The 17392-nt window shown below is 66.2% G+C and carries 15 protein-coding genes; 5 read left to right on the forward strand and 10 right to left on the reverse strand.

The features are described 5' to 3' along the window. Positions 1-163: 163 nt before the first annotated feature. From AC2ITM_RS03880 to AC2ITM_RS03915, 8 genes are all read right to left on the reverse strand, one after another. The gene (locus AC2ITM_RS03880; protein ID WP_486468518.1) at positions 164-667 is read right to left on the reverse strand and encodes a CHAP domain-containing protein; all 504 of its coding nucleotides are present in this window, start codon (positions 665-667) and stop codon (positions 164-166) included. A gap of 308 nt (positions 668-975) precedes the next feature. Then, positions 976-2442, reverse strand: a complete 1467-nt coding sequence (locus AC2ITM_RS03885; RefSeq protein ID WP_486468519.1) for a mannitol dehydrogenase family protein — start codon at positions 2440-2442, stop codon at positions 976-978. A 115-nt stretch (positions 2443-2557) separates the two neighbouring features. After that, on the reverse strand, positions 2558-3562 hold the full coding sequence (locus tag AC2ITM_RS03890; RefSeq protein ID WP_486468520.1) for an ABC transporter ATP-binding protein: 1005 nt from the start codon (positions 3560-3562) through the stop codon (positions 2558-2560). Between the two features lie 11 nt (positions 3563-3573). After that, positions 3574-4404: a carbohydrate ABC transporter permease gene (locus AC2ITM_RS03895; protein ID WP_486468521.1), complete on the reverse strand. Its 831-nt coding sequence runs from the start codon at positions 4402-4404 to the stop codon at positions 3574-3576. Between the two features lie 3 nt (positions 4405-4407). After that, positions 4408-5280 carry a carbohydrate ABC transporter permease gene (locus AC2ITM_RS03900; protein ID WP_486468522.1) on the reverse strand — a complete coding sequence of 291 codons (873 nt, stop codon included), beginning with the start codon at positions 5278-5280 and terminating at the stop codon, positions 4408-4410. 75 nt (positions 5281-5355) lie between these two features. Next, a complete protein-coding gene (locus AC2ITM_RS03905) occupies positions 5356-6669 on the reverse strand; it encodes an ABC transporter substrate-binding protein (RefSeq protein WP_486468523.1) in 1314 nt (437 codons plus the stop codon). A gap of 145 nt (positions 6670-6814) precedes the next feature. After that, the gene (locus AC2ITM_RS03910; protein WP_486469387.1) at positions 6815-7774 is read right to left on the reverse strand and encodes a sugar-binding transcriptional regulator; all 960 of its coding nucleotides are present in this window, start codon (positions 7772-7774) and stop codon (positions 6815-6817) included. Position 7775: 1 nt separating this feature from the next. Further along, positions 7776-8480, reverse strand: coding sequence for an HAD family hydrolase (locus tag AC2ITM_RS03915; protein ID WP_486468524.1), 705 nt, complete (start codon positions 8478-8480; stop codon positions 7776-7778). Between the two features lie 144 nt (positions 8481-8624). Here AC2ITM_RS03915 and AC2ITM_RS03920 point away from each other — a divergent pair, with 144 nt between their 5' ends. The 4 genes from AC2ITM_RS03920 to AC2ITM_RS03935 all read left to right on the forward strand — a co-directional run bounded on the left by AC2ITM_RS03920 (position 8625) and on the right by AC2ITM_RS03935 (position 12204). Further along, complete coding sequence (locus AC2ITM_RS03920) at positions 8625-8894, forward strand: DksA/TraR family C4-type zinc finger protein (protein WP_486468525.1); 270 nt, start codon at positions 8625-8627, stop codon at positions 8892-8894. A 286-nt stretch (positions 8895-9180) separates the two neighbouring features. Further along, the gene (locus AC2ITM_RS03925; protein ID WP_486468526.1) at positions 9181-10482 is read left to right on the forward strand and encodes a DEAD/DEAH box helicase; all 1302 of its coding nucleotides are present in this window, start codon (positions 9181-9183) and stop codon (positions 10480-10482) included. A 217-nt stretch (positions 10483-10699) separates the two neighbouring features. Then, on the forward strand, positions 10700-11380 hold the full coding sequence (locus tag AC2ITM_RS03930; RefSeq protein ID WP_486468527.1) for a GntR family transcriptional regulator: 681 nt from the start codon (positions 10700-10702) through the stop codon (positions 11378-11380). Beyond that, positions 11377-12204: a GNAT family N-acetyltransferase gene (locus tag AC2ITM_RS03935; RefSeq protein ID WP_486468528.1), complete on the forward strand. Its 828-nt coding sequence runs from the start codon at positions 11377-11379 to the stop codon at positions 12202-12204. Before AC2ITM_RS03930 ends, AC2ITM_RS03935 begins: the two co-directional genes overlap by 4 nt. A 364-nt stretch (positions 12205-12568) precedes the next feature. Here the strand turns inward: AC2ITM_RS03935 and AC2ITM_RS03940 are convergent, their stop codons facing one another. Beyond that, a complete protein-coding gene (locus tag AC2ITM_RS03940; RefSeq protein WP_486468529.1) occupies positions 12569-14773 on the reverse strand; it encodes an NADP-dependent isocitrate dehydrogenase in 2205 nt (734 codons plus the stop codon). 229 nt (positions 14774-15002) lie between these two features. Further along, positions 15003-15896 (reverse strand): LysR family transcriptional regulator, encoded by an 894-nt coding sequence (locus AC2ITM_RS03945; RefSeq protein WP_486468530.1) that lies wholly within the window; start codon positions 15894-15896, stop codon positions 15003-15005. 185 nt (positions 15897-16081) lie between these two features. Here AC2ITM_RS03945 and AC2ITM_RS03950 point away from each other — a divergent pair, with 185 nt between their 5' ends. After that, complete coding sequence (locus AC2ITM_RS03950; RefSeq protein WP_486468531.1) at positions 16082-17362, forward strand: gallate dioxygenase; 1281 nt, start codon at positions 16082-16084, stop codon at positions 17360-17362. Positions 17363-17392: the final 30 nt, after the last annotated feature.

Here is a 17392-nt window from a genome sequence, read left to right on the forward strand (position 1 = left end):
CGGGGTCTTCTGGGATCGTCCGGCGGCACGCTGTCAGGGACGCGGGCGGGGGGCCAGTGCCCGCGCTGCATCCGCGCCTTTGCGCAAGACCTGCCGCAGGGGGGCAGCATGCGCAAACGCCCGGAAGCCGAGGGGCCTGCCGGGCGTCAGAAGGGGGATGGGATCAGCTGTTGGCCTGCTGGGGAAGGATGAAACCCTCGACCGGGTAGACCGAACCCAGTGCGCCGGGATTGCTTTCCAGCCGCACGGCGGTCCAGTCGTTGTTCTTGGACACGTCGACGACCTTCATGTTCATCGAGATCCGGTTCTTTTCCCAGTTGGCGTGATCCACCAGGATCTCGCGCTTGCTGATGACCTTGGAAACCACCGCAACATGGCCCAGCGGCAGGCGCTTCGTGGCCTTGAAGGTCATCACCGCACCGGTGACCGGCTTGTTGGCCTGCGGGAAGAAGGCGGCCTTCGCCTGTTTCCACCAGGTGCGCGCATCGCCGTGCAGGTCGATGCCGCTGATGTTGCGCGCGAAGGGCACGCACCAGACGCGCTGGCCCTTCGAATGCAGGTCACTGACCTCGGCAAAGGCCAGGGCCTTGCGATCCGGGTCGATCCCGGAAAAGCTCATTTCCTGGGCCGTCTGCGGTGCCGTGCAGGCGGCGGTGGCTAGTAGCATCACGCAGGCAACCGGCAGTCCAAACCGGCGCGCGTGGGCGCTTTTCACGCTCATTTAGTCCCTCGGTATTACTCGCTGTCCCGGCCCCGATTGTTATCCCCACGGGGTCCGAAGGCACCTTCCACGATCACTTGCCAGAAACAAAGCGTTCATTTTCGTGATCGGAGGAAACTTGCCGGTTTTCCCTGCGTCGCCGTATTGCCGAGCATGCGCCTGCCCCAACGGAAGCCGTGAAATGAAGGAATGCCCGGGCCTTACGGGCCGGGCATTCCAACGGTTGAGCAGCTTTCGAGGCAGGGAGGGAGGAGTCAGCTGCCCAAATATTGACGCAGTGCGGTGCTGAGGCCCTCTTTTTCGATCACGCCCATCCAGCGTTTGAAGGCATCCGCAAAGCGCGGCGCGTCCGCCAGATCGCCATAGAGGACGCGGTTTTCCAGCCAGACGCCCGGATCGGTCACGGCTTGCCGCGCGCGGGGCTGCAGATCGGCCCAGAACGGGTCATTGGGCTCGACCGTGGTGCCGTTCTCGCGGGTGCCGGTGCAGTAGCGCGCCCAGGCGGCGCTGACCAGCGCCAGGCCCTCGACCGGGGTGCCGGCGGCCAGGCCGTCCCGCACCGACGGCAGGATGAAACCGGGGTGCCGGGACGAGCCGTCGAAGGCCACGCGGCGGGTGGTGTCGACGATCTTCGGATTCGAGAACCGCGCATGGATCAGCGTCACGTAATCCGCGGGGGTGAATTCCGGCACCGCATGGACATGGGGCATGATCTCTTCGCGGTGCACCTTGTCCAGCAGCCCCGCGATCAGCGGATGCTCCATGCAGCCCGAGATCGATTCGACGCCCAGAACCTCGCCCGGATCGGCGATGACCTGGTGGCCGCCGTTCAGGATGCGGATCTTCATCGTCTCGTAGGCGTGCACGTCCTCCGAGAAGGTCGCCCCCGCACGGTCCCAGTCGGGGCGGCCGGCGCAGAAGGCATCCTCGATCACCCATTGGCGGAAGTTCTCGTGGGTGACGGGGGCGGCGTCCTCCAGGCCGAAGATCTTGACCAGCTCCAGCTCTTTCGGGCCGGTGGCGGGGACGATGCAGTCCACCATCGAGTTCGGGAAGGTGCAGTGGGTGTCGATCCAGTCGGCCAGATCCGGGTCCGACAGGCGTGCCAGCGACACGACGGTCTGGCGCAGGATGGCGCCGTTGCCCTGCAGGTTGTCGCAGCTTTGGCCCGTGAAGGGGCCGACACCGCGATCACGGCGCAGCTTCAGCGCCGCGATGATGGCGCCAAAGGCGGTGCGCGGCGTGCCGGGGTTGGCGGCATCATGCGCGATGTCGGGATGGCTGGCGTGAAAGCCCTTGGTGACGGGGTCGATGTAATAGCCGCCCTCGGTCACGGTCAGCGCGACGATGCGGATGGCGGGATCGGCCATCGCCTCGATCAGCGGGCCGTTGCCCTCCTCGATGGGCAGGTAGCCGATCATCGAACCGACGACCTCGGCCTTGCTGCCCTTGGGGTCCAGCTCGATCAGGGTGGTCAGGTAGTCCTGGGCGGCCAGCCGGTCACGCATGGCGGCATCATAGGGCCGCACGCCGGCGCCCAGGATGGCCCAGTCTTGGGCCAGGCCCTGCTGCATCAGGCGGTGCAGGTACCAGGACTGGTGCGCACGGTGGAAGTTGCCCAGACCGATGTGGACGATGCCGGGGGTCAGGGCGCTCCGGTCGTAGGACGGGCCCTCGATGCCTTCGGGCAGGTCCTTGAGGGTGGCATTGGACAGTTTCATTTCGGTGTCTTCCGTATGACGGGTTTATCTTCCGGGTGGCGGCCGCCCAGAGGGGCAGGCGACCCATCGGGCCGCACGGGGGCGGGGGTGGAGGATCCCCCGCGCCCCCGTGCCCTCAGGCGAGGCGCAGACCGTCCTGGCCGAAGCGGTGGATCTTGTCCGCATCCGGCGTCAGATAGACGGTGTCCCCGTGATGGAGCGAGAATTCACCGCCCACACGGACGGTCATCGCCTCGCACAGACCGGTGTCGTGCACATGCAGGAAGGTATCCGAGCCGAGGTGCTCCGACACGCCGACGCGGCCCTTCCACAGCCCCTCGGTGGCCGAGGCGGCAATGTGTTCGGGGCGCACGCCGATGGTGTGGGCGCCATGCTTGGCGGCCTCGGCGCCCTCGATGAAGTTCATCTTCGGAGAGCCGATGAAGCCCGCGACGAACTTGTTGCGCGGCGTTTGGTACAGTTCCAGCGGCGCACCGACCTGTTCGATGCGGCCCGCCTGCAGCACCACGATCTTGTCGGCCATGGTCATGGCTTCGACCTGGTCGTGGGTCACGTAGATCATCGTGGTCTTCAGGCGCGCGTGCAGTTCCGAGATTTCCAGCCGCATGCCGACGCGCAGCGCCGCATCGAGGTTCGAGAGCGGTTCGTCAAAGAGGAAGGCCGAAGGTTCGCGCACGATGGCACGGCCGATGGCGACCCGCTGGCGCTGGCCACCCGACAGCTGGCCCGGCTTGCGGTCCAGATAGTCGGTCAGGTTCAGCGCCTTGGCGGCGCCGGCGATGCGGCGTTCCTGTTCGTCCACCGGCAGGCCGGCCATCTTCATCGGGAAGGCGATGTTCTTCTTCACCGACATGTGGGGGTACAGAGCGTAGCTCTGGAACACCATGGCCAGTCCGCGCTTGGCGGGGGGCAGGGCGGTCGCGTCCTCGCCGTCGATGCGGATCTGGCCGCCGCTGACATCTTCAAGACCGGCGATCAGGCGCAGCAGGGTGGACTTGCCGCAGCCCGAGGGGCCGACGAAGACGACGAACTCGCCATCCTCGATGGTCAGGTCCAGCGGGGGGATGACCTCCACGGGGCCGAAGGTCTTCTGAACCTTGTCGAGAGTGATACGTCCCATAGTCGTCGTTCCTATTTCACCGCGCCGAAGGTCAGGCCGCGGACAAGTTGTTTCTGGCTGAACCAGCCCATGATCAGGATCGGCGCGATGGCCATGGTCGAGGCGGCCGAGAGCTTGGCGTAGAACAGGCCTTCGGGGCTGGAGTAGCTGGCGATGAAGGCCGTGAGCGGGGCCGCCTTCGAGGCGGTCAGGTTGAGGGTCCAGAAGGCTTCGTTCCAGGCCAGGATGACGTTCAGCAGCAGGGTCGAGGCGATGCCCGGAACCGCCATCGGGGTCAGGACGTGGAGGATCTCGTTGCGCAGGCTGGCGCCGTCCATCCGCGCGGCTTCCAGGATCTCGCCCGGGATTTCGCGGAAGTAGGTGTAGAGCATCCAGATGATGATCGGCAGGTTGATCAGCGTCAGGATGACCACCAGCGCGGTCTTGGTGTCCAGCAGGCCCAGGTTGCGGCAGATCAGGTACATCGGCACCAGAACGCCCACCGGCGGCAGCATCTTGGTGGACAGCATCCACATCAGCAGGTCCTTGGTCCGCTTGCCCGGCACGAAGGCCATGGCCCAGGCGGCGGGAACCGCGATGATCAGCCCCAGCACGGTCGAGCCCACCGACAGCACAACCGAGTTCCAGAAGTGCAGGAAGTAGTTCGAGCGCTCCTGGACGGTGACGTAGTTCTCCAGCGTCCAGTGGAAGTTGAACCACAGCGGCGGGTCGGCGATGGCGTCGGCCTCGGTCTTGAAGGACGTCAGGACGGTCCAGAAGATCGGGAAGAAGATCGCGAAGCCCAGCACCCAGGCCACGGCGGTGACCAGCACCTTGCGTTGGGTCGTGACAGCTCGTGCCATGGGTCAGGCCTCCAGGTTCTTGCCGATCATCCGCATCAGGAAGATCGCGACGATATTGGCGAGGATGATCGCGACGACACCACCGGCCGAACCGCCACCCACGTCGAACTGCAGCAGGGATTGCATGTAGATCAGGTAGGTCAGGTTGGTGGATGCCGTGCCGGGGCCGCCGTTGGTGGTCACCAGGATCTCGGCGAAGACCGACAGCAGGAAGATGGTCTGGATCAGGATCACCACGGTGATCGCCCGCGACAGGTGCGGCACCATGATGTGGATGAAACGCTTGATCCAGGGGGCACCGTCCATCTCGGCGGCCTCAAGCTGCTCCTGATCGAGCGATTGCAGCGCGGTCAGGATGATCAGCGTGGCGAAGGGCAGCCATTGCCAGCTGACGATGCCGATGATCGAGGCCAGCGGCGCCTGCGCCAGGAAATCGAAGGGTTGCAGCCCGAGGGCCTTGAACAGATGCGCGAACAGGCCGTTCACCGGGTTCATGAACATGTTCTTCCACACCAGTGCCGAAACCGTCGGCATGACGAAGAAGGGCGCGATCACCATGATCCGCACGATGCCCTGACCCCACATCGGCTGGTCCAGCAGCAGTGCAAACAGCGTGCCGCCAACGACGGTCACGATCAGCACGCCGACCACCAGCACCAGGGTGTTGATCAGGGCAGAGAAGAAGGCTGGATCGGTCAGGAAGTACTCGTAGTTGAGGAAGCCGGTCCATTGTTCCATCCCCGGCGACATCAGGTTGTAGCTGAGGAAGGAGAAATAAAGGGTCATCGCCAGCGGGATGATCATCCAGGCCAGCAGCAAGAGAACCGCCGGTGAGATCATGATCCGCGCGGCGGCACGGGAATGTTTCGTGGCCATCGGGTATCTCGGGAATTTTTCCGCGGAACAGACAGGCCCGGGTCGTCGCCCGGGCCTGCGAAGGGGCGGAGGGGGTTACTTGTAGTAGCCGGCTTTCTTCATCTCGCGCTCGGTCAGCGACTGCGCGTTCTTCAGAGCCTGGTCGGCCGTGATCTGGCCGGCAAGTGCGGCCGAGAACTGCTGGCCGACGGCCGTGCCGATGCCCTGGAATTCAGGGATGGCGACGAACTGCACGCCGACATAGGGCACGGGGTCCACGGTCGGCTTCTGCGGGTCGGCGGATTCGATCGCATCCAGCGTCATCTTGGCGAAGGGCGCGGCATCGAGGTACTTCTGGTTTTCATAGAGCGAGGTACGGGTGCCCGGAGGCACGTTCGCCCAGCCTTCCTTGGATGCGACCAGTTCGGTGTATTCCTTGGAAGTGGCCCATTCCACGAAGGTCTTGGCGGCTTCCGCGTGCTTGGTGCCGGCGGGGATGCCGAGGTTCCAGGCCCACAGCCAGTTGCCGCGCTTGCCCTTGCCGGCATCGGGGGGCATCGCATAGCCAACCTCGTCGGCGACCTGGCTGTCCTTGGGGTTGGTGATGAAGGATGCCGCGACGGTCGCGTCGATCCACATGCCGCACTTGCCGGTCTGGAACAGCGCCAGGTTCTCGTTGAAGCCGTTCGAAGACGCGCCGGGCGGGCCGTAGTTGTTCATCAGGTCCAGATAGAAGTCGAGCGTCTCTTTCCAGGGCGCGGTATCGAACTGGGGTTTCCAGTCCATGTCGAACCAGCGCGCGCCAAAGCTGTTGGACATGGCGGTCAGGAAGGCCATGTTCTCGCCCCAGCCGGCCTTGCCGCGCAGGCAGATGCCGTAGACCTCGTGTTCCTTGTCGGTCATCTTGGCCGCGGCTTCCTTGATGAAGTCCCAGGTGGGGGCTTCGGGCATGTCCAGCCCGGCCTTCTTCATCAGGTCCTTGCGGTACATCACCATCGAGCTTTCGCCGTAGAACGGCGCCGCATAGAGGTGGCCATCCATGGTCAGGCCGCTGCGGATCGCCGGCAGCAGGTCGTTGACGTCCCAGGATGCGGGCAGGTCGTCCAGCGGCATCAGCCAGCCGCGCTCGCCCCAGATCGGAACCTCGTAGGTGCCGATGGTCATGACGTCGAACTGGCCGCCCTTGGTCGCGATGTCCTGGGTGACGCGCTGGCGCAGGACGTTCTCTTCCAGGGTGACCCATTCGACCTTGATGTCGGGGTGCTTCGCCTCGAAGTCGTCCATCAGGCCCTGCATGCGGACCATGTCACCGTTGTTCACGGTCGCGACAGTGATGGTTTCGGCGTGGGCAGCAACGGCAAGCGCGGAAACGGCGCACGCCCCCATCAGGGCGCGAAGTGTGCTATTCATGATGTCCTCCCATGTCATGATGAGCAATTGCTCAACACGTGAGCCAATGCTCACTTAACTTTACGGAAGAGTCAACCCACTTCATGGTCGCGCGAGCGGCCGTGAGCGGAGTTTGTGGCGAGTGTTTTAATGAATGGTTAACGTTTTACGTGTGCAGCAGGGACCGCGCCGTCAGTTCGTCGACGAACAGCCCGTGCAGCAGATTGCCCTTCAGGGCGGCGCGCAGGCCAGGCATCTTGGTCTTGCCGCAGGCGACGGCGTAGATCGGCATCATCTGCGAGGACACCCGCACCCCGGTAACCCGCTGGTTGATCGGGTGTTCCAGATAGCGCCCCTCGGCATCGTAGACATGGCCGCAGATCTCTCCGACGGCACCGGCCTGTTGCAGGGCGGCCAGTTCCTCGGCGGTCAGGAAGCCGTCGACATGCAGCGGCGCGTCGTCGCCCATCTGGCCGATGCCGACGATCGCCAGATCGGCCGACTGCGCCAGCGCGCGCGCCGCGCGCACATGCGGCAACGAGCGGAACAGCTCCAGCTCCTCGCGGTTGCGGGCCGCGACGGGGATCGACATCGGGTAATGCTTGGCACCGGTGATCTCGGCAAAGCGCATGATCACCTCGAAGAACGAGGCCGAGCCGTCGGGCGCCACGTTGCCGATCAGCGACACCAGCCGGTTGTGGGCGCCTTCCAGGGGGCTCATCTGGTCGACGACCATGCGCAGGGTGCGCCCGGTGCCCAGGGCGAAGGTGCGCCCCGGCTCGCTGCAGAACATGCGTTCCAGCACCGGGGCGGCAAAGCGTGCCAGCCCCAGCATCGGGTCGGCCCCATCCCCCAGTGACGGCGACACCCAGGCCTGGGCCAGGTCAAATCGGGCCTTCAGCGCGCGTTCCAGCTCCAGGCATTCGGCAATCGGGTGTTCGATACGGACGCGAATCAGGCCCTCCTGACCGGCGCGCGCCACCAGCCGCTGCGCCCGCTGGCGGGAAATCCCCAGCTCGGCTGCGATCTGGTCCTGGGTCAGGCCGCCAACGAAGGACAGCCAGGCGGCGCGGGCGGCCAGGTCCCGGGCCGAGGTATCGCGGTCGTCGGGGGGCAGGTGGGTCATCTCAGGCATGCTCCGTCCGGGGGTGGGCGGGCCAGTCGTGGAAGGCGGCGAAATCGTCGAAGCGGCGGTGCGGCCGGACGTCCTCGGGCAGCGGCAGATCCAGGCCGCGCAGGTGGCTGGCACCGGTGAACTGCCAGACGGTCATCCCCGCCGCCAGGCCCGCGCGCAGGCCCGGCAGGCTGTCCTCGATCACCAGGCAGCGGGCCGGATCAACGCCCGCACGCGCCGCCGTATGCAGGAACAGATCCGGCGCGGGCTTGCCGTTGGCCACTTCGGACGCGGTGGTCCAGCGCCCCTCGAACAGCCCGTCCAGCCCGACGATCTGCAGCGATTTCTGCAACCTTCCGGGGCTGGAACTGGTGGCCAGCCTGTAGGGCAGGCCCAGCCCCTCGATCACCTCGCGCACGCCGGGGACGATCTTCAGTTCGGCCTCGAAGGCGGCAATCAGCGCGGCCCGGTAATCGGCTTCGAACTGCGGGGTCAGCGCCAGGCCGAAGTCGCGGCGGATCTGGTTCATCACCGTCGGATAGCTGCGGCCCAGGAAATGCCGGGCCACATAGGCCAGGTCGATCTGCACGCCGCGCTTGCCCAGTTCCGCCACCAGCATCCGCGCCGAGATCACCTCGCTGTCGATCAGCACGCCGTCGCAATCGAAGATCACGAGGTCGAAACCGGCAAGGGCGGGCGAGGGGGCGGCAGGGGTCATCTGGGGGATCCGGGGGTTTCGGGTCTGCCCAACCTACCGGCAAAGCCCGCGCTTGCAAAGGGCATCGACGGTCGTGATCCGGTGTCTGCCCCTTGTCGTGCGGGCGTTACGTGGCCATGTTAAACTGGTAAGGGAGGGCCCGCCATGGCCGGAGGCTGGTCGCGCGACGGCGCGGTGAACGAACAGATCGAGGCGTCCATCCAGGACGAGCTGCAGCGCCTGAAGGGCCGCCGCGCCCTGCAGGGCGACAGCCTGAGCCACTGTGCCGAATGCGATGAACCCATCCCCGAGGCCCGCCGCATCGCCCTGCCGGGGGTCAAGCTGTGCATCGACTGCCAGCAGGACCGCGATGCCCGGCCGCAGCTGCGCGGCGGGATCAACCGGCGCGGGTCCAAGGACAGCCAGCTGAAATAGTCATTTGCTTGACAGCGGCACGTTTTTGCTGCATCTCGCGACCATCTTTGCTGCCGCGTGAGGCAGCCGCGCGGCCGCATGACGGACCTGCGCACCTCACACTTCCCCAGTTTCCCCATCACGCAGGGCGGCTGACGCGGGCGCGCGCTGATGTCCCTCTCCCGGGTCGGGTTTCCGATCCATGGATGGCCAGGCCCCGTTGCAACCTTGCCGGTCCGTGGCGCGCCGCGACCTGCCGATCCCGTATTGCCGGCACAGGTCCGGGCGGGATCCGAAAGGATATGACGTGTCTTCATTCGACACCCTGGGGCTCTCTGATGCCCTGCTCAAGGCGCTGGCCGATGGCGGCTTCGAAACCCCGACCCCGATCCAGGAACGGGCGATTCCGCTGGCGATTGCCGGCCGCGACGTTCTGGGCCTGGCGCAGACCGGCACCGGCAAGACGCTGGCCTTTGGCCTGCCGCTGATCGACCGGATGCTGGCCCAGCCCGGCCGCCCGGCGCCGCGTACCGCCAAGGCGCTGGTGCTGGCACCGACGCGCGAACTGGTCAACCAGATCGCCGACAACCTGAAGGCCATTGCCGGCAAGACCCGCATCAAGGTCTCGACCGTGGTGGGCGGCCAGTCGCTGAACCGCCAGATCGCCATGCTGGAAAAGGGCACCGACATCCTGGTCGCCACCCCCGGCCGCCTGATCGACCTGATGGACCGCCGCGCGGTCGACCTGTCGAAGGTCGGCAACCTGGTGCTGGACGAGGCTGACCAGATGCTGGACATGGGCTTCATCCATGCGCTGCGCAAGATCGCCCCGGCGCTTGGCACGCCGCGTCAGACCATGCTGTTCTCGGCCACCATGCCGAAGCAGATGGAGGAACTGAGCCGCGCCTATCTCGATAACCCCGAGAAGGTTCAGGTCACGCCCCCCGGCAAGGCCGCCGACAAGGTCACCCAGTCGGTGCATTTCCTGTCCAAGGCCGACAAGCCCGCCATGCTGCGCGAGATCCTCGACAAGGAACCCGACGCGCTGACGCTGGTCTTCGGCCGCACCAAGCATGGCTCGGAAAAGCTCAAGCGCCAGCTGGAAAAGGACGGCTACAACGTCGCCTCGATCCACGGCAACAAGAGCCAGGGCCAGCGTGACCGCGCCATCGCGGGCTTCCGCTCGGGCGAGATCACCATCCTGGTCGCCACCGACGTTGCCGCCCGCGGCATCGACATCCCCGGCGTGGCCTATGTGATCAACTACGACCTGCCCGAGGTGCCCGAGAACTACGTCCACCGCATCGGCCGCACCGCGCGCGCCGGCCGCGAGGGCGAGGCGATCGCCTTCTGCACCGTCGAGGACGTCGACCTGCTGCGCCAGATCCAGCGCCTGATGAAGATCGACATCCCCGTGGCCTCGGGTCCGAACCTGCTGGGCCAGTCGCATGACGCGCCCTCGAAGGGGCGTTCGGGCAATGGCGGCAACGGTGGCGGGCGTCGTCGCGGCGGCGGCGGTGGCGGCAACGGGGCGGCCAAGCCCGATGCGCGCAGCCAGCCGCAGGCCAACCGCCGGCGCCGCCGGCCGCGTCGCGCACCGGCGGCCTGAACGGGCCCCCGGGCGCTGACCCGGGGCGCGCTGACGATGCGGCAGGGCTGGAGGGTGCTTGACCTCTCCGGCCCTCCGGGAAAAAGGTATCGCGAAAAGGGACTTGGACCGCGCTGCCTGCCCCGTCAGGGCCCGGTTCCGGAGGCGGCAGAACACGTCTCTTGAACGGAAAGGGCATCCCGGTCACTCTGGCTTGGCGGAAAGGGATGTGCGGCACATGACGGGTGAGACGCAGGAAGTCACCAGCGACAAGGTTGCGGGCGAGCTGGCGGATGCCATCCACGCCCATCGGCTGGCCCCCGGCACCAAGCTGAACGAGGACGAAGTCGGCGCCATTTTCGGCGTCAGCCGCACCGTGGCGCGGGCTGCCCTGCAAAGCCTGGCGCATATGCGGCTGGTCGACCGCCGTCCCAATCGCGGTGCCTTCGTGGCCCATCCCGACACAGACGAAGCGCTTGAGATCATGGAGGCGCGCGCCCTGCTGGAGGCCAGCATCGTGCGCACTGCCGCCCTGCGCACCACCCCCGAGGACGCCGCCCGCCTGCGCGCCCTGGTCGAGGACGAACACCGCGCCGAGCAGCAGGGCAAGCATGGCCATGGCGTCTATCTGTGCGGCCGCTTCCATGTCGAGATCGCCCGGATCTCGGGCAAGCGGACCCTGCAGGATCTGCTGGAGCCGCTGGTGGCGCGCTCGTCGCTGATCATGGCGCTTTATGGCCGGGGCGGCCGGGCGCCCTGTCTGAATGCTGCGCATCTGCGGCTGGTCGATGCGCTGGCCGCGCGCGATGCCGATCTGGCCGAGCGGCTGATGCTGGGCCATCTGGAGGTTCTGGTGGCCAGCCTGGACCTGGATCGTCGTACCCGTCCCTTCAGCCTGAAAGAGGCCCTGACCCTATGACCATGCCCCGCTTTCGCACCGCTTGTGCCCAGGATGTCGACTGGATGGTGGCGCGCGCCGCGGATGAGGGCTGGAACCCCGGGCTGGAGGATGCAGCAGCCTTCCATGCCGCCGATCCGCAGGGCTTTTTCCTGGCCGAGGTCGCGGGGCAGAAGGTGGCCTGCATCTCGGTCGTCACCCATTCCGCCGATTTCGCCTTTCTGGGGTTCTACGTCTGCCTGCCAGAGTGGCGGGGGCAGGGCATCGGCCGGGCGCTGTGGGATCATGCGCTGGCCCATGCGGGCGGGCGCACCGTGGGCCTGGACGGCGTGGCCGCCCAGGAGGCGAACTATGCCGCCTCGGGTTTCGTGCGGGCCGGGGCCACGTGCCGCTACGCGGGCGGGCTGACGGCCGTGGAGGATGCCGATATCCGCGATGTCGGGCCGGATGACCACGCGGCGCTGCTGCGGGTGGATCTGGCGGCCACCGGTGTGGCGCGCCCCGCCTTCCTGACGGCCTGGCTGACCCGCCACGAGACCCGCGCCAGCGTCATGCTGCCCGGGGCCGCGGGCTTTGCCACCATCCGCCGCTGCGGCGAGGGCGTGAAGATCGGCCCCATCGTGGCCCCCGACGTGGAACAGGCGCTGCGGCTGGCGCGTGCGGCGCTGGCCCGGATGCCCTCGGATCGCGTCTTTGTCGATGTGGCCCCCGGCAATGCCGCCCTGGCGCAGGCGCTGCGGGATCTGGGATTCGTGGAAACCTTCGCCACCGCCCGGATGTATCGCGGCCCGGCCCCGGTGACGGGGACGGGCCTGCAGGCCATCGCCTCGATGGAACTGGGCTGAGCGCCGAGGCAGTGGGGGCTGAATCGGTTGATCCGGCCCTGAGACACTGAGCAGAGCACGCCGGGTTGAAGACGCGCAGCCGGTCAATCTGGCCCAGAGACGCTGAACCGGGTGCGCCGGGTTGAAGACGCGGAACTGCTCGATCTGGCCCGGAGGCGGCGATCTGGGTGCGCCGGGCCGAGAAAGCCGAAGCGCGCGCAGGATGAAGGACATGAACAGAAGCTGCCGGGCCTGCCGGCCAGCCGACCCGCCCCGGGAGCGATCCGCAGATGCGGGGCCCTGAAATGCAGACCCGCCGCCGGATCGCTCCGGCGGCGGGTCGCGTTTGGGCGGAAGGGGCGGGGCGTGATCCCCGCCGCCTGCCTCAGCCGATGATGCCGTTCAGCGTGGCCGAGGGGCGCATGACCGCCGCGACCTTCTCGGGGTCGGCGTGGTAGTAGCCGCCCAGATCCGCGGGCTTGCCCTGCACGGCCTTGATCTCGGCCACGATGGTGGCCTCGTTCTCGGCCAGCGCCTTGGCGATGGGGGCGAAATGCGCCGCCAGTTCCGCATCGTCCGACTGCTCGGCCAGGGCCTTGGCCCAGTACATGGCAAAGTAGAAGTGGCTGTCGCGGTTGTCGGGCTCGCCCACCTTGCGCGAGGGCGAGCGGTCGAAGTCCAGGATGCCCTGCGTCGCGGCATCGACCGCGTTGCCCAGCACCTTGGCCTTGGCGTTGCCCTTGGCCGAGGCCAGGAACTTGAACGATTCGCCCAGGGCGCAGAATTCACCCAGAGAGTCCCACCGCAGGTGGTTCTCTTCCACCAGCTGCTGGACGTGCTTGGGGGCCGAGCCGCCGGCGCCGGTTTCGAACAGGCCGCCGCCCTGCATCAGCTTGACGATCGACAGCATCTTGGCCGAGGTCGCCAGTTCCAGGATCGGGAACAGGTCGGTCAGGTAGTCGCGCAGCACGTTGCCGGTGATGGCGATGGTGTTGCCGCCCTTGGTGATGGTTTCCAGCGAGGCGATGGTGGCTTCGCGGGGGGCCATGATCTCGAACTTGTCGGCAACGCCTTTCGCCTCGAGGATCGGCTGGACCATCTTGATCAGCTCGGCGTCATGGGCGCGGGCCGCATCCAGCCAGAAGATCGCGCGGTAGCCGGTGTCGGCCTGACGTTCGATGGCCAGGTTCACCCAGTCCTCGATCGGCGCCTTGCGGGCCGAGGCCGAGCGCCAGATGTCGCCCTTTTCGACGGTGTGCGAATGCAGCACGGTGCCGTCTTCCAGGATCATCTTGACCACGCCGTCGGCGGGGATCTCGAAGGTGGTGGGGTGGGAACCGTATTCCTCGGCCTTCTGCGCCATCAGGCCGATGTTCTGAACGGTGCCGGCGGTGGCGGGGTTCAGCTTGCCGTTGGCCTTGAAGAATTCGACCGCGGCGTCATAGACCGGCGCGTAGGAATTGTCGGGGATCACGCAGTTGGTGTCGTGTTCCTTGTTGTCCGGGCCCCAGCCCTTGCCGCCGGCGCGGATCAGCGCGGGCATCGAGGCGTCGATGATGACGTCCGAGGGGACGTGCAGGTTGGTGATGCCCTTGTCGGAATTCACCATGTACATCGGCGGACGCTCGGCAGAGCAGGCGTCGATGGCGGCCATGATCTCTGCATCGTCCTTGACGCGCGCCAGCAGGTCGCCCAGGCCCGAGTTCGGGTTGACGCCAAGTGCGGCCAGCTTGTCGCCGAAGGCTTCGAACACCGGGGCCAGCCAGGCCTTGACGGCGTGGCCGAAGATGATCGGGTCCGAGACCTTCATCATCGTCGCCTTCAGGTGGATCGAGAACAGCGTGCCCTCGGCCTTGGTGGCTTCGATCTGCTCGGCCAGGAAGGCATCCAGCGCCTTCGCGGACATGTAGGTCGCATCGACCACGGTGCCCGCGGGATAGGACACGCCGGCCTTCAGCACGGTTTCACCATCTGCGGTTTCCAGGACGATCTTGGCCTTGCCGGCAGCCGCCAGCGTCGCCGAAGTCTCGTTCGAGAAGAAGTCGCCGCCCGACATGGCCGACACGCGGGTCTTGGACGCGGCGGTCCATTCCCCCATGCGGTGCGGATGCGACATGGCGTAGTTCTTGACGGCGATGGCGGCGCGGCGGTCCGAGTTGCCTTCGCGCAGCACCGGGTTCACGGCCGAACCCTTGATGCCGTCATACTTGGCCTGGATCGCCTTTTCCTCGTCCGTCGCGGGGGCGGTCGGGTAGTCGGGCAGGGCATAGCCCTGGGCCTGCAGTTCCTTGATCGCGGCGACCAGCTGCGGCACCGAGGCCGAGATGTTCGGCAGCTTGATGACGTTGGCTTCGGGGGTCTTCACCAGATCGCCCAGCACGGCCAGGTCGTCGCTGATCTTCTGCGCGTCCGTCAGGCACTCGGGGAAGGTGGCGATGATGCGGCCCGCCAGCGAGATGTCCTTGGTGCCGATGGTCACACCGGCCGGAGCCGCGAAGGCGCGGATGATCGGCAGAAGCGAGGCCGAGGCGAGCTCGGGCGCTTCGTCTACCTTGGTATACACGATATCGGGCGTGTTCGAAGGAGCCATGTTGTTTTCCCCTTTTACGTCTTCGGAAAGGTTACGACCGCTGCACGCGGCCTCTCTGTTGGGCGGCGCCCCGTCCCGCAGGCAAACCTGCGGGCTGGCGGTGGCTTGGGTCCGCGTCCTCCTGCCAATCCACTAGAGGGGCTTTGCGGCGATATCAACAGCCAGAAGGCCGCGGTAGCGCGAACGGCACGGAATTGTCCGCCCCGGCGTCACTTGCGGGTTTTGCCGGTCATATCCGGCAGATGGTATCCAGGAACTCCAGGAAGGCGCGGACCTTGGGCGACATCAGCCGCCGCGTCGGATAGACCACCGACAGCTTCGAGATCTCGGGGTCGAAGGTGACATGCTGGCAGACCTCGACCAGTTCTCCGGCGCGCAGCTGCTGGTAGCAGTAGAATTCCGGCAGCACCGAGATCCCGGCGCCATGCTGCACCGCGCGCCGTACCGCCAGCGGATCGTTGACATGGGTGACGCCGCTGGCCAGGTCCAGCACCTCGGCATGGCCCTGGACCAGCACCGGCATCCGGCGGTGGCCATAGCGCTTTTCGCAGATCTGCACATGGCGCTCGATGGCGTGCAGGTCGGGGCCGATGTCATGGGTCTCCAGGTAGGCGGGACTGGTCACCCATCGCAGCGCCCCCGACACCAGCGTCTTCGAGATCATCTCGGAATCATCAAGGGGGCCGACCATGACGGCGGCGTCCAGCTGTTCGCGCACCAGATCGACATGCCGGCTGGTGATGATCAGCTCGAATTCCAGGTCCGGATAGCGGTTTCGGAAGCAGGCGAGATTCGGTGCCAGGATCTCCTGGCAGAAGGCCGGGGGCAGGGCGAGGGTCAGCCGCCCCGAGGGAACCGAGTTCAGCCCCGCCATGGCTGCGTCGGTTTCGCGCACCTGTTCGAGGATCAGCAGCGACTGGCGATAGAAGGTTTCGCCCTCGCTGGTGACGCGCAGGTTGCGGGAATTGCGGTCCAGCAGACGCAGGCCAAGCGCGGTTTCCAGCCGCGTAAGTGCCGCCGACACCGTGGATTTCGGCATGTCGAGGACCCTGGCCGCCGCCGTGATCCCGTTATGGTCGACCACCGCCACGAAGACGGGAACGTCGTCTATGTTCCATTTCAACTGGCACACCTCCGTTCATATTTCTGAACGCTTTGTCCATATCGGCCAAATTGTCCAACAGATAATCCCTTGTATAGTCACCGTTCACTAAGGACAGGAACAGGGTTCGTGCCCCCGAACCCCAAGGAAACGCCGCTTCGATACGTGCCCCGGCACGACACAGCCATTCGACTGAGGAGACGAACATGGCCCACATCATCGGAGGGATCGGCGCATCCCATTCCCCCACCATTGGCTTTGCCAAGGATACCAACAAGCAGAACGATCCGGCCTGGGCGCCGATCTTCGCCGGTTTCGCCGAAGTGCGCGACTGGGTGAAGCGCAAGGAGATCGACGTTCTGTTCATGATCTACAACGACCATATCACGTCGTTCTTCTTCGACCACTATTCGGCCTTCGCGCTTGGCATCGACGCGGAATACCTGCCCGCCGATGAAGGCGGCGGCCCGCGCGACGTGGCGCCGGCCAAGGGCCATCTGGGCCTGTCGCAGCACGTCGGCGCGGCGCTGGTCGCGGATGAATTCGACATGTCGTTCTTCCAGGGCAAGCCGCTGGATCACGGCTGCCTGTCGCCGCTGTCGATGATGGGCGACGAAAACGGCCCCTGGGGCGGTACCATCGTGCCGCTGCAGGTCGGCGTGCTGCAGTTCCCCGTCGTCTCGCCCAAACGCTGCTACAAGCTGGGCAAATCGCTGCGCAAGGCGATCCAGAGCTACCCCGAGGACCTGCGCGTCGCCATCGTCGCCACCGGCGGGCTGTCGCATCAGGTGCACGGCGAACGCGCGGGCTTCGTCAACGAGGCCTGGGACCAGGAATTCCTGGAGCTGATCGAGACCGCCCCGGAAAAGCTGGTCGAGAAGCGCCTGGCCGATTACGCCGTGCTGGGCGGCATGGAAGGCGCCGAGGTCATCATGTGGCTGATCATGCGCGGCGCGCTGTCGGACAAGGTGAACAAGGTGCATTCCCAGACCTATGCGCCGTCCGTCACCAACATCGCCACCGTGGTCTACGAGGACCTGGGCGATGCCCCCTCGGCGCAGGAGCTGGAAAGCTACCGCGCCCACATGGGCTATCAGCTGGCCGGCGCCGATGCGCTGGAAGGCACCTATCCGTTCACGCTGGAACGCAGTCAGCGCAACTTCCGGCTGAACGACTTCCTGCACCGGCTCATCGAACCCGCGCATCGGCACCGTTTCGTCACGGAATTTGAAACACTGGCTGATGAATACGACCTTCCCGAGGAAGATCGGGTTCTGGTAAGGGAACGTAACTGGATCGGCATGATCCGCCGTGGAGTCTCGTTCTTCGTGCTCGAGAAGATGGCCGCCGTGACCGGCGTTTCGAACCCCGAAGTCTATGCATCCATGCGCGGAGAAACGCTGGAGGAATTCCTCGCCACCCGGAAAGTCGCGATCACCTATTCGGTGGCCGGCAAGGACAAGGTGACCGAGATGGACAAGGCCTGACGACCAGGCCCGCCCGGGCTGCACCCGGGC

Source organism: Pseudooceanicola sp. NS-SX9, assembly GCF_057380705.1.

Excerpts from the sequence above, each read along its gene's own strand:
- AC2ITM_RS03880 (WP_486468518.1), bottom strand. The coding sequence starts at position 667 with ATGCTACTAGCCACCGCCGCCTGCACGGCACCGCAGACGGCCCAGGAA.
- AC2ITM_RS03885 (WP_486468519.1), bottom strand. The coding sequence starts at position 2,442 with ATGAAACTGTCCAATGCCACCCTCAAGGACCTGCCCGAAGGCATCGAG.
- AC2ITM_RS03890 (WP_486468520.1), bottom strand. The coding sequence starts at position 3,562 with ATGGGACGTATCACTCTCGACAAGGTTCAGAAGACCTTCGGCCCCGTG.
- AC2ITM_RS03895 (WP_486468521.1), bottom strand. The coding sequence starts at position 4,404 with ATGGCACGAGCTGTCACGACCCAACGCAAGGTGCTGGTCACCGCCGTG.
- AC2ITM_RS03900 (WP_486468522.1), bottom strand. The coding sequence starts at position 5,280 with ATGGCCACGAAACATTCCCGTGCCGCCGCGCGGATCATGATCTCACCG.
- AC2ITM_RS03905 (WP_486468523.1), bottom strand. The coding sequence starts at position 6,669 with ATGAATAGCACACTTCGCGCCCTGATGGGGGCGTGCGCCGTTTCCGCG.
- AC2ITM_RS03910 (WP_486469387.1), bottom strand. The coding sequence starts at position 7,774 with ATGACCCACCTGCCCCCCGACGACCGCGATACCTCGGCCCGGGACCTG.
- AC2ITM_RS03915 (WP_486468524.1), bottom strand. The coding sequence starts at position 8,480 with ATGACCCCTGCCGCCCCCTCGCCCGCCCTTGCCGGTTTCGACCTCGTG.
- AC2ITM_RS03920 (WP_486468525.1), top strand. The coding sequence starts at position 8,625 with ATGGCCGGAGGCTGGTCGCGCGACGGCGCGGTGAACGAACAGATCGAG.
- AC2ITM_RS03930 (WP_486468527.1), top strand. The coding sequence starts at position 10,700 with ATGACGGGTGAGACGCAGGAAGTCACCAGCGACAAGGTTGCGGGCGAG.
- AC2ITM_RS03935 (WP_486468528.1), top strand. The coding sequence starts at position 11,377 with ATGACCATGCCCCGCTTTCGCACCGCTTGTGCCCAGGATGTCGACTGG.
- AC2ITM_RS03940 (WP_486468529.1), bottom strand. The coding sequence starts at position 14,773 with ATGGCTCCTTCGAACACGCCCGATATCGTGTATACCAAGGTAGACGAA.
- AC2ITM_RS03950 (WP_486468531.1), top strand. The coding sequence starts at position 16,082 with ATGGCCCACATCATCGGAGGGATCGGCGCATCCCATTCCCCCACCATT.